Origin of the sequence: Pseudomonas sp. SJZ079 (genome assembly GCF_007993865.1) — a bacterium.
In the GTDB taxonomy this organism is placed as follows: Bacteria; Pseudomonadota; Gammaproteobacteria; order Pseudomonadales; family Pseudomonadaceae; genus Aquipseudomonas.
In genome coordinates this window covers 51,016-62,858 of sequence record NZ_VIUH01000026.1, presented here as the reverse complement: position 1 = coordinate 62,858, position 11,843 = coordinate 51,016, and the positions used below count along the sequence as shown (strand labels likewise).

9 protein-coding genes and 1 pseudogene are annotated in these 11,843 nt (G+C 65.1%); 8 read left to right on the top strand and 2 right to left on the bottom strand.

Annotated features, from left to right (window positions below; genetic code table 11):
* Positions 1 to 370: pseudogene (locus tag FBY03_RS23140) on the bottom strand (hypothetical protein); the annotation flags it as partial.
* A gap of 61 nt (positions 371 to 431) precedes the next feature.
* Positions 432 to 824 (bottom strand): VOC family protein, encoded by a 393-nt coding sequence (locus FBY03_RS19270; protein WP_147173971.1) that lies wholly within the window; start codon positions 822 to 824, stop codon positions 432 to 434.
* Between the two features lie 356 nt (positions 825 to 1,180).
* On the opposite strand from FBY03_RS19270, the gene FBY03_RS19265 reads away from it, so the two are divergent.
* The 8 genes from FBY03_RS19265 to FBY03_RS19230 all read left to right on the top strand — a co-directional run bounded on the left by FBY03_RS19265 (position 1,181) and on the right by FBY03_RS19230 (position 11,775).
* A complete protein-coding gene (locus tag FBY03_RS19265; RefSeq protein ID WP_147173970.1) occupies positions 1,181 to 2,860 on the top strand; it encodes an AMP-binding protein in 1,680 nt (559 codons plus the stop codon).
* Positions 2,861 to 2,876: 16 nt separating this feature from the next.
* Positions 2,877 to 3,914 carry an AraC family transcriptional regulator gene (locus FBY03_RS19260; RefSeq protein WP_147173969.1) on the top strand — a complete coding sequence of 346 codons (1,038 nt, stop codon included), beginning with the start codon at positions 2,877 to 2,879 and terminating at the stop codon, positions 3,912 to 3,914.
* 112 nt (positions 3,915 to 4,026) lie between these two features.
* Positions 4,027 to 5,676 carry an acyl-CoA synthetase gene (locus FBY03_RS19255; RefSeq protein WP_147173968.1) on the top strand — a complete coding sequence of 550 codons (1,650 nt, stop codon included), beginning with the start codon at positions 4,027 to 4,029 and terminating at the stop codon, positions 5,674 to 5,676.
* Between the two features lie 16 nt (positions 5,677 to 5,692).
* Positions 5,693 to 6,460 carry a 3-hydroxyacyl-CoA dehydrogenase gene (locus FBY03_RS19250; RefSeq protein WP_147173967.1) on the top strand — a complete coding sequence of 256 codons (768 nt, stop codon included), beginning with the start codon at positions 5,693 to 5,695 and terminating at the stop codon, positions 6,458 to 6,460.
* Between the two features lie 99 nt (positions 6,461 to 6,559).
* Positions 6,560 to 7,750, top strand: coding sequence for an acetyl-CoA C-acyltransferase (locus tag FBY03_RS19245; protein ID WP_147173966.1), 1,191 nt, complete (start codon positions 6,560 to 6,562; stop codon positions 7,748 to 7,750).
* A gap of 60 nt (positions 7,751 to 7,810) precedes the next feature.
* Positions 7,811 to 8,938 carry an acyl-CoA dehydrogenase family protein gene (locus FBY03_RS19240; protein ID WP_147173965.1) on the top strand — a complete coding sequence of 376 codons (1,128 nt, stop codon included), beginning with the start codon at positions 7,811 to 7,813 and terminating at the stop codon, positions 8,936 to 8,938.
* A gap of 352 nt (positions 8,939 to 9,290) precedes the next feature.
* Positions 9,291 to 10,433, top strand: a complete 1,143-nt coding sequence (locus FBY03_RS19235; RefSeq protein WP_371920792.1) for a gluconokinase, GntK/IdnK-type — start codon at positions 9,291 to 9,293, stop codon at positions 10,431 to 10,433.
* 64 nt (positions 10,434 to 10,497) lie between these two features.
* The gene (locus tag FBY03_RS19230; protein WP_147173964.1) at positions 10,498 to 11,775 is read left to right on the top strand and encodes a TRAP transporter large permease; all 1,278 of its coding nucleotides are present in this window, start codon (positions 10,498 to 10,500) and stop codon (positions 11,773 to 11,775) included.
* Positions 11,776 to 11,843: the final 68 nt, after the last annotated feature.

Genomic DNA, 11,843 nt, shown 5'->3' with positions numbered 1-11,843 from the left:
CCTGTCCAAGTGGACGTGGATCAGGTGTCCAAGTGAGCATGGAACGAGTGTCCAAATGATCGTGGGCTGAGTGTCCAAGTGTCGTGGAATCCGCACGCAGCGGCCACGCGCCACGTTCGGCATCGCCAACGGCAGAATGCCTGTGAAAGTCAGGAATGTTGATTGCCGCAAAGTGCTGCGCATAAAGTTTGCGCCGCCAGCCATCCGCCGCAAAATACCTCAGTTTTTTCTGCGCGATTCGGCTAAATCTTGCGGGTGTATTGTTCTGGTTTTCCCGCCTCGGGAAACGTATCCATGTTGGCGTAAAGGCGTCGACGAGCCATGCGATGCCGGCGAACTCACCGGCGGCCTGGTCAGAATTGGAACCCACGCCGTAGCCGCGCTCGTTGAGTGGCAGGAGTTTATCTCTGTGTCGACAAGGGCAGCCGAGGCTAGGGCTGAGTCGCACGCGCATAGCTGACTGTCAGCAGTTCCCATATATGACCGTCGGGCTCACTCCAGTAAACGATGCTGCCGCCATGCGCTGTGTTGATCTGCATATCGACCGCTCCGTGAGGGCTGCTGCGGTATTTTATTCCAGCGGCCTTGAGCCGCTTGAGAATGATATTGAACTCGTCTGGCGCTGCTCGGAAGCAGTAGTGGTGGATGGGGAAGGGTTCGCTCGTTTCATCGAAGTCGAGGGTCAATCCATCGTTTATGTACACGGGGCAGAATGGCCCTACGCCTGTCTCTGCCCAGGAAACCCCGAGAATATCCGCAAGCAGCTTCGCCGCAGCCACCTTGTTGCGAGACGGCACCATAAAGTGATCGAGATATATTGCCATCGCACTCTCCTCATGTGGGCTGTCATGCACAGGGCACTGTGCGGAATGCTTGACCTGCTACCGCTCAGTTCAGTCACAGTTTGGCAAAGTGTTGGGGGCTTTGCCGAGCACCCAGGGGCTGCGAGAGTCTATCAAGACGGCGCCAGCGTGGACGGTGGCGGTTCAGCGCTTTGGCTCAGTCCCGGGAGTGTTCATTTGCCCAACGCTATTCGACCTTAGCGGTACTGGACAGTTAAAAACGCATGCTTTACGTTAACGTCAACGTAAATTTCCAGTACACCGTAAATGCTGCTGAACGTGCAGCTGGATCAGCGGTTCTGAGTGAATCCCACTACAAGCACAAGAAGGGGCACCCCATGAGTCATCTCAGCTATACCCGTGGCCCGCAAGACAAACCTCTGCTGGCCATGACCATAGGCGCGGCGTTCGACGCCACGGTCGCGCGATTTGCCGAGCGCGAAGCCCTGGTGGTGCGTCACCAGCAGCTGCGTTACAGCTGGGCGCAGTTGGCCGAGCAGGTCGACAGCTGCGCCCGTGGCTTGCTGGCATTGGGCGTGCAGGTCGGTGACCGGGTCGGCATCTGGGCGCCGAACTGCGCCGAGTGGTGCATCACTCAGTTTGCCAGCGCCAAGATCGGCGCGATCCTGGTCAACATCAATCCGGCCTATCGCGGCACCGAGCTGGACTACGCGCTGAAGCATTCCGGCTGCCGCTGGCTGGTCAGCGCCGACGCCTTCAAGACCTCCGATTACCACGCCATGCTGGTGCAGCTATTGCCGGAGCTGGCCGCCAGTCAGCCGGGCGAACTGCACAGCACGCGTCTGCCGGAGTTGCGCGGAGTCATCAGCCTGGCCGCGCAGGCGCCGGCCGGGTTCCTCTGCTGGCAGCAATTGTCGGGCCTTGCCGCGGGTGTCAGCCCGGCGCAGCTGGCCGAGCGCCAAGCGCTGCTGCAGTTCGATGAGCCGATCAATATCCAGTACACCTCCGGCACCACCGGCTCGCCCAAGGGCGCGACCCTCAGCCACTACAACATCCTCAACAACGGTTACATGGTTGGCGCGAGCCTGGCTCTGACCGAGTACGACCGCCTGGTGATTCCGGTGCCGCTGTACCACTGCTTCGGCATGGTGATGGGCAACCTCGGCTGCCTGACCCACGGCAGCACCATGATCTACCCGGCGCCGAGCTTCGAGCCGGAAGCGACCTTGCTGACCGTGGCCGAGGAGAAGGGCACGGTACTGTATGGCGTACCGACCATGTTCATCGCCGAACTGGATCATCCACGCCGCAAGGAGTTCGACCTGTCCAGCCTGCGCAGCGGGATCATGGCCGGCGCCACCTGTCCGATCGAGGTAATGAAGCGGGTGATCGACGAGATGCACATGAGCGAGGTACAGATCGCCTACGGCATGACCGAGACCAGCCCGGTGTCGCTGCAGACGGCCGCCGACGACCCGCTGGAACTGCGGGTAACCAGCGTCGGCCGCACCCAGCCGCAACTGGAGAGCAAGATAGTCGACAGCGAGGGGCGCATCCTGCCGCGCGGCCAGACCGGCGAGCTGTGCACCCGCGGCTACAGCGTGATGCTCGGCTACTGGAACAACCCGCAGGCCACGGCCGAGGCCATCGATGCGGGGCGCTGGATGCACAGCGGCGACCTGGCGGTGATGGACGAGCAAGGCTACGTATGCATAGTCGGGCGCAGCAAGGACATGATCATTCGCGGCGGCGAGAACATCTACCCTCGGGAGATCGAGGAGTTCCTCTTCGGCCATCCGGCGGTGGCCGACGTGCAGGTGATTGGCGTGCCGGATGCCAAGTACGGCGAAGAGATCGCCGTGTGGGTAATCCTGCACGCCGGCCAGGCCTGTGACGCCGAGCAGCTGCGGGCGTACTGCAAGGCCAACATCGCCCACTTCAAGGTGCCGCGCTACTTCAAGTTCGTCGACCAGTTCCCCATGACCGTGACCGGCAAGGTGCAGAAGTTTCGCATGCGTGAGCTGATGCTGGCGGAGTTGGAGCAGGCCGCGTCCTGATGGCCATGAGGACGGCATGACCGACACTGTGGTCGAGAAAGGCACCATCTCGCTCAGGCTGGTGGATGAGGCCCTGCGCGAATGGCGGGCACGGGGCCTGGACGACAGCGAGTTGCTGGCCCAGGCGGGCATCGCCGCCGAGCTGTTCGGCAAGGCCCAGGCGCGGGTGCCCGCGCAGGCCTACGCGCGGCTCTGGCGCCTGCTGGCGCAGGCGATGGACGACGAATTCTTCGGCATCAACCCACGGCGAATGAAGGTCGGCAGCTTCGCCTTTATGGCCCGGGTGGCACTGCAGGAACCGACCCTGGGTGCGGCGCTCGACAGTGCCTTGAGCTTTCTCGACCTGGTGTTCGACGGTCTGGCTCCACGCCTGGAGCGCCAGGGCGGCCTGGCGGCCATCGCGCTGGACCAGCCTGAGGGGCAGGCCTGTCGCGCCTTCGGCTGTTTCACCCTGTGGATGATCGTGCACGGCCTGGCCTGCTGGCTGCTGGGCCGGCGCATTCCCATCCTCTCGGCCGAGTTGCGCTGCCAGGCGCCGGACTATGTCGAGGATTATCGGGTGATGTTCACCAGCAACCTGCGCTTCGCCCGCGCACAGAGTCGCTTGCTATTCAATGCCGACTGCCTGGAGTTGCCGATACGCCGCAGCGAGCGCGAGCTCAAGCGCTTTCTCGCCGGTGCGCCGGCCAACATCCTGGTCAGGTACCGCGACCCGCAGAGCCATACGGCGCGGATCAAGGCCTACTTGCGCAGCCTCAACGCCGAGCGCTGGCCGGACCTGGAGGCACTCTCCAGTCACTACTTCATGGCCTCCTCGACCCTGCGCCGCAAGCTGGCGCTGGAGGGGCAGTCCTACCGGGGGCTCAAGGACCAGGTGCGCCGTGACCTGGCCATTGCCCACCTGGATCGTACCGAGGGGCATTTCGCCGAGCTGGCCCTGGAGCTGGGTTTCGCCGACACCAGTGCTTTCTACAAGGCGTTCAAGAAGTGGACCGGGACCACACCGGGGCAGTACCGCGCGCTGATCCACCCCGAGCTGCCGCCCACGGAATAAGCCCGGTTGTCCAAAACGCTCAGCCCGATTGACGCCTGTCGACATTGCCGCAAGAGGCTCGTGCCACGACTATTCGGGTTACTCCAGACAACAATAACCGGGAGTCACCCCGATGCGCGATTACCTGACCGCTGCCCGCGAGTTCGATTATTCGAATGTCGCCGCCACTACCCTGACGGGTTCCCTCGAGGCCCTCAATGCCTGCGTCGAATGCTGCGACCGGCATGCCTTGCCGGGGCGCATCGCGTTGTTCTGGGAAGGTCGCGACGGCAGCAGTGCCAGCTACACCTTCTCTGAGCTGCAGGCGCAGGCAGCGCGCTTCGCCAACTTCCTCCACGCCCAGGGCGTGCGCCCCGGCGACTGCGTGGCGGGGCTGCTGCCGCGCAACGTCGAGCTGCTGATCACCATCCTCGGCACCTGGCGCCTGGGGGCGGTGTACCAGCCGCTGTTCACCGCCTTCGGCCCCAAGGCCATCGAGCATCGGCTAAACAGCTCAGGTGCCAAGATGGTGGTGAGCGATGCGGCCAATCGCGGCAAGCTCGACGAGGTCGAGGGTGCGCCGCTGATGATCACGGTCGCCGGCGCCAAGGGCCAGGGCATCCAGCGCGGCGACTTCAGTTTCTGGGCCGAGCTGGAGCGTTATTCGGCCGAGTTTGAGCCTGTCATGCGCGGGATCGATGATCCCTTCCTGATGATGTTCACCTCCGGTACCACCGGCCTGGCCAAGCCGGTGCCGGTACCGCTCAAGGCGATCCTGGCGTTCGTCGGCTATTTGCGCGATGCGGTGGACCTACGCCCCGAGGACGCGTTCTGGAACCTGGCCGACCCCGGTTGGGCCTATGGCCTCTATTACGCGGTGACCGGGCCCCTGGCCATGGGCCACCCGACCACCTTCTACGAAGGGGCGTTCACGGTAGAGAGCACCTGCTGGATCATCCGCAAGTACGGAATCAGCAACCTGGCCGGCTCGCCAACGGCCTACCGCCTGCTGCTGGCCGCCAGGGAGCAGGTCGAACCCCTGCTCAAGGGCCGCCTGCGCGCAGTCAGCAGCGCCGGCGAACCGCTGACCCCGGAGGTGATCCGCTGGTTCGAGGCCGGTCTCGACGTGACCATTCACGACCACTACGGCCAGACCGAACTGGGCATGGTGCTGTGCAACCACCATGCGCTGGCCCACCCGGTACGCCTTGGCGCCGCCGGTTTCGCCATTCCCGGGCACCGCGTGGTGGTGCTGGACGAACAGCAGCGCGAACTGCCTGCTGGCCAGCCGGGCATTCTGGCGCTGGACCGGCCGCGTTCGCCGCTGTTCTGGTTCCCCGGCTACCAGAACATGCCGACCAAGGCCTTCGTCGGCGACTACTACCTCAGCGGCGATACCGTCGAGCTGAACGAGGACGGCAGCATCAGCTTCGTCGGCCGTAGCGACGACGTGATCACCACCTCCGGCTACCGGGTCGGCCCGTTCGACGTGGAGAGCGCGCTGATCGAGCACCCCGCGGTGATCGAGGCGGCGGTGATCGGTAAACCGGACCCGGAGCGCACCGAGCTGGTCAAGGCCTTCGTGGTCCTGCAGCCGCAATTTCGCGCCGACGCCGCACTGGCCGAGGAGCTCAAACAGCATGTGCGCAAGCGCCTGTCGGCGCATGCCTATCCGCGCGAGATCGAATTCGTCGGTGAGCTGCCGAAGACTCCGAGCGGCAAGATCCAGCGCTTCCTTCTGCGCAACCAGGAGATCGCCAAGGCCCAGGCGGCCGCTAACTGAACAAGGAACCACAAACATGCGTATCGAAGACCGGGTATTTCTAATCACGGGTGGTAGTTCCGGCTTGGGCCTGGCCACTGCCCGTGCGCTGATCGAGCACGGCGGCCAGGTGCTGCTGGCCGACATCAACGCCGAGGCCGGAGCGGCGCGCGCCGCGGAGTTGGGCGCCCAAGCGCGCTTCGTGCAGACCGATATCACCCGTGAGGAGGATGGTCGCCGCGCGGTGGCCGCGGCGCTGGAGGCCTTCGGCGGCCTGCACGGCTTGGTCAACTGCGCCGGAGTCGCGCCGGCGGAGAAAATTCTCGGGCGTAACGGCGCCCATGGCCTGGACAGCTTCAGTCGGGTGATCCAGATCAACCTGGTCGGCAGCTTCAACATGCTGCGCCTGGCCGCCGAGGCCATGGCCCAGGGCGAGGCGAACGCGGAGGGCGAACGCGGGGTGATCGTCAACACCGCCTCGGTTGCCGCCTTCGACGGGCAGATGGGCCAGGCGGCCTATGCGGCTTCCAAGGGCGGCGTGGCCGCCCTGACCCTGCCGGCGGCGCGCGACCTGGCACGCTCGGGCATCCGCGTGATGTGCATCGCCCCGGGCATCTTCGAGACGCCGATGATGGCCGGCATGCCGCAGGAGGTGCGCGATTCCCTGGCGGCCAACGTGCCATTCCCGCCGCGCCTGGGCCGCCCGGACGAGTACGCCGCCCTGGTGCGGCACATCATCGAGAACCCCATGCTCAACGGTGAGGTCATCCGTCTGGATGGCGCCTTGCGCATGGCGGCGAAATAACGCGGTCCAACTAATGTGAGTGCCCGAGATTTTTACCTCCCGGGCTATATATGTAGGCTGGGTAGAGCGCAGCGAAACCCAGCGAAGAGGGCAGAACATATGAGCAGTCAACACGATCCGGTGGTCATCGTCAGCGCCGCACGCACGCCGATGGGCGGCTTCCTCGGCGACTTCAACAATGTCAGCGCAGCGCAGCTTGGCGCTGCGGCAATCCGTGCCACCCTCGAGCGTGCAGGCCTGGCGCCGGATGCGGTGGACGAGGTGATCATGGGCTGCGTGCTGCAGGCCGGTCAGGGCCAGGCGCCGGCGCGTCAGGCGGCGCTCGGTGCGGGTCTGAGTCAGGGCACGCCGTGCTCGACGCTGAACAAGATGTGCGGCTCGGGGATGAAGGCGGCGATGCTCGGCCACGACCTGCTGCTCGCCGGCAGCGCCGAAGTGGTGGTCGTCGGCGGCATGGAGAGCATGTCCAACGCGCCCTATCTGTTGGAGCGGGCGCGCAGTGGTTACCGCATGGGCCACGGCCAGGTGCTCGACCATATGTTCCTCGATGGCCTGGAAGACGCCTACGACAAGGGTCGCCTGATGGGCACTTTCGCCGAGGACTGCGCCGAGACCTATGGTTTCACTCGCGAACAGCAGGACGCCTTCGCCATCGCCTCGCTGACCCGTGCGCAGCAGGCCATGAACGAGGGTCGCTTCGCCGCCGAGATAGTCGCGGTCGAGGCCAAGGTCGGCCGCGAGCTGTGTCTGATCGACAGCGACGAGCAGCCGCCCAAGGCGCGCCCGGACAAGATTGCCACGCTAAAGCCGGCGTTCCGCGAGGGCGGTACGGTGACCGCGGCCAACGCCAGCTCGATCTCCGACGGCGCCGCCGCGTTGCTGCTGATGCGCCTGTCCGAAGCCGAGCGGCGCGGCATGACGCCGTTGGCGGCGATCCGTGGGCACGCCAGCTTCGCCCATGCGCCGAATTTGTTCGCCACCGCGCCGGTCGGCGCCGTGCAGCGCTTGATGAGTCGTACCGGCTGGGCGCTGAGCGAGGTCGACCTGTTCGAGATCAACGAGGCCTTCGCCGTGGTGCCGATGGCGGCCATGCGTGACCTGGATATCCCTCACGACAAAGTCAACGTATATGGCGGCGCCTGCGCCCTCGGCCACCCGATCGGTGCCTCGGGAGCGCGGGTACTGGTGACCCTGCTCAATGCCCTGCGTCAGCGTGACCTCAAGCGCGGTATCGCCTCGCTGTGCATCGGCGGCGGCGAAGCCACGGCCATGGCCATCGAACTGCTGTAGGTGCCACTCGCCTCTGTAGGCGACTAGGGCGAAATCAAATTGTTTGCTGGGAGATCGACAATGATTCCATCCGAAGAAGAACTGCAGATCCGCGACATGGCCCGCCAGTTCGCCCAGGAACGGCTGAAGCCGTTCGCCGCCGACTGGGATCGCGAGCATCGTTTTCCCGCCGAGGCCCTGGCCGAGATGGCCGAACTGGGCTTCATGGGCATGCTGGTGCCGGAACAGTGGGGCGGCGCGCAGACCGGCCACCTGGCCTACGCCATGGCCCTGGAGGAGATTGCCGCTGGCGATGGCGCCTGCTCGACCATCATGAGCGTGCACAATTCGGTGGGCTGCATGCCGGTCCTCAAATTCGGCAGCGACGAACAGAAGCAGCGCTTCCTGCGTCCCCTAGCCGAGGGCAAGATGCTCGGCGCCTTCGCCCTCACCGAACCCCAGGCTGGCTCGGACGCCAGCGACCTGCGCACCCGCGCGCGCCGTGATGGCGACCACTATGTATTGAACGGCAGCAAGCAGTTCATCACCTCCGGCAGTCATGCGGGCATGGTCATCGTCTTCGCGGTGACCGATCCGGCGGCCGGCAAGAAGGGCATCAGCGCCTTTATCGTGCCCACCGACAGCCCCGGTTATTCGGTGGTGCGGGTCGAGGAGAAACTCGGCCAGCACGCCTCGGACACCTGCCAGATCCAGTTCGACGACTTGCGCCTTCCTGCCAGCCTGCGCCTGGGCGAGGAGGGCGAGGGCTATCGCATCGCCCTGGGCAATCTGGAAGGCGGACGCATCGGCATCGCCGCGCAGTCCGTCGGCATGGCCCGCGCGGCCTTCGAGGCGGCGCGCGATTACGCCCATGAACGGCAGACCTTCGGCAAGCCGATTATCGAGCACCAGGCGGTGGCCTTCCGCCTGGCCGACATGGCCACCGAGATAGCCGTGGCGCGGCAGATGGTGCATCACGCCGCCAGCCTGCGCGAAGCCGGCTTGCCGTGCCTGACCGAGGCCTCGATGGCCAAACTGTTCGCCTCGGAGATGGCCGAGCGGGTCTGTTCGGCGGCTATTCAGACTCTCGGCGGCTATGGCTACCTTAAGGACTTCCCGGTCGAACGCATCTACCGCGACGTGCGCGTGTGCCAGATCTACGAAGGCACCAGCGACGTACAGCGGATGGTGATCGCCCGCAGCCTGTGAGGCGGTAAAGCTGATCGCGATGTTGTGGAAGGGGCCTTGGCCGCGATCAGTCATAGGTTAGGAGGCCTATCGGGGGCAAGCCCGCTCCCACAGGGGCGGCTGGCGCTTTGTAATCCGTGGTTTACCAAGCGCCCGTGAACGGCCCGGCCATGCACTGTTCGCACGCGCCGCGAGTCCCTCCCGTCAAGGCGCGGCGTGTCTATTCGCGCTGGCCATGCGCGCTATACCCGCAGACACACCTTTCGTCAGTTCCTGCAAACAGTCGCAATTGCAGGGTTGTCGGACAGCTTTGTTAGCGCTACCATTCGGCAAAACAAAAATGGCGCAGTCCTGATAGCGCTTTGGAGAATCGATGAATACTCGCCTTTCTGCCCATGCCGTAGTGCCCGCTGACCGCGCCCTGGTGGTGATGGGTGTCAGCGGTTCCGGCAAGAGCGACATCAGCCAGGCCGTCGCCACCAAACTCGGCTGGCGGCATATCGAGGCCGACCAGTTTCATCCCCAGGAAAACGTCGAACGCATGCGCGCCGGCATCCCGCTTAGCGACGACGACCGCGTGCATTGGCTGGATGCACTGATCACCGAGATGCAGGCTGCTCAACTTGCCGACGAAGGCTTCGTGCTGGCCTGTTCGGCGCTCAAGCGCAGCTACCGCGAGCAGTTACGCAGTGCCGTGCAGGGACTGCAGTTTGCCCACCTGCATATTGATCACGCCACCGCCTTGCAGCGCGTCGGCGCGCGTCCGGGGCATTTCATGCCGACCTCGCTGGTCGATAGCCAATTTGCCACCCTCGAAGCCCCGGTTGGCGAGCGCGGCGTACTGACGGTGGACGCCGCGCAGAGCCGCGCCGCGGTGGTCGAACAAGTCTGCGCCTGGGTGCGTGGCAGTACCGTGGAGCTTGAGATCGCCGAGCAGGTGGATCTTTCTGCACAGTCCTTTGATAGCGCTAACAGTGAAGGCGGCGCTCACCTCACCGGCGCGCCGATTTACGGCGGCGGCCTGGCGCGCGGCTTCGACCGTTTGACCGATAACCTGATGGCGTTGTTGATGGGCTTCATGGTGCTGGTGGTGTTCGGCAACGTGGTGCTGCGTTACGCCTTCGATTCCGGTTGGGCCGGCGCCGAGGAGTTGTCGCGCTTGGCTTTCGTCTGGCTGGTGTTCGTCGGTGTGGCCTCGAGCATGCGCCGTGGCGAGTTGATGCAGTTCTCGCTGATCCGCGACCGCTTTCCGCAGGCCGTGCGACGGCTGGTCGATTCGGCCAGTTGGTTGCTGGTGGCGGCTGCCAGCGGGCTGTCGACCTGGGGCGCCTGGCAGCAGGTGCAGTTCGGCTGGCGCAATTCCAGTCCGGTGGTCGGCTACCCCTTGGCCCTGGCGATGGTGCCGGTGCTGGCCTGCATGGCGGTGCTGGTGCTGCTGGCATTGCTGCAGCTGGTCAACGTCTGGCGCCGGCCACAGACGCAGGCCGCTGCGCTGGCCAATGTCACCGTCGATTGAGCCGCGATACACGTTGCGCTTATTCCAATAACAACACCGGGCACCGCCCACCGAGGACCCGCTGATGACTGTCGCCGTATTCCTTTCTTCCCTGCTGGGTTTCATGGCCTTCGGCATGCCGATCGCCTTCGCCCTGATCCTCACCGGCGCGGCGCTGATGTGGTACCTGGAGTTCTGGGACGTGCAGCTGCTGGCGCAGAACCTGCTGGCCGGCGCCGACAGCTTTCCGCTGCTGGCCGTGCCGTTCTTCATCCTCGCCGGCGAACTGATGAACGCCGGCGGCATATCCAAACGCATCATCACCATGGCCCAGGCCTATGTCGGGCATAAGCGCGGCGGTCTGGGCTTCGTCGCCATCGCCGCCGCGGTGCTGTTGGCCAGCATGTCCGGCTCGGCCCTGGCCGACACCGCGGCCTTGGCCACCCTGTTGTTGCCGATGATGCGTCAGCGCGGTTATCCGCTGCATGCCTCGGCCGGGCTGGTGGCGGCCGGCGGCATCATCGCGCCGATCATTCCGCCGTCGATGCCCTTCGTGATCTATGGCGTGGTGACCAACACCTCGATCAGCCAGTTGTTCATGGCCGGTCTGGTGCCGGGGCTGATCATGGGCGGCGGCTTGATCTTCGCCTGGACCCTGATCGCCCGGGGCTTCACCGAGCCGACGCCGCCCAAGGCGAGCAAGGCCGAGCGGCGGGCCGCCTTGGTCGACGGCGCTTCGGCGCTGATGCTGCCGGTGATCATCGTCGGCGGTTTGCGCTTCGGCATCTTCACCCCGACCGAGGCGGCGGTGGTGGCGGCGGTCTACGCCCTGGCGGTGTCGACCCTGCTGTACCGCGAGCTGAACTGGAGCACGCTGGTCGAGTCGATGACCCGCGCCAGCCGTACCACCGCCTCGGTGATGTTCCTTTGCGCCGCGGCCACAGTGTCGGCCTACATGGTCACCCTGGCGCAGTTGCCGGACGAGATCGCCGCCATGCTTGGCCCGCTGGCCAACCACCCGCAACTGTTGGTGGCGGCGATCATGTTGCTGATGATCGCGGTGGGCATGGTCCTCGACCTGACGCCGACCATCCTCATCCTGGCCCCGGTGCTGGCACCGATTGCGGTTAAGGCCGGGGTCGACCCGGTGTACTTCGGCGTGATGTTCGTGCTGATCGGCTCCATTGGATTAATCACCCCTCCGGTGGGCACCGTGCTCAATGTGGTCGCCGGCATCGGCCGGCTGCGCATGGAAGTGCTGGTGCGCGGAGTGATGCCGTTTTTCCTGATCTACCTGGCCATCGTGCTGCTGCTGATCGCCTTCCCGCAGATCGTCACGCTGCCGTTGGCATGGTTGCGCTAAAGCATCTGCCCGAGCGTATCGCCCGGCGCGCAGGCGTCGGGGTAAGCCCGCTTTTGCCTGATGGCAAA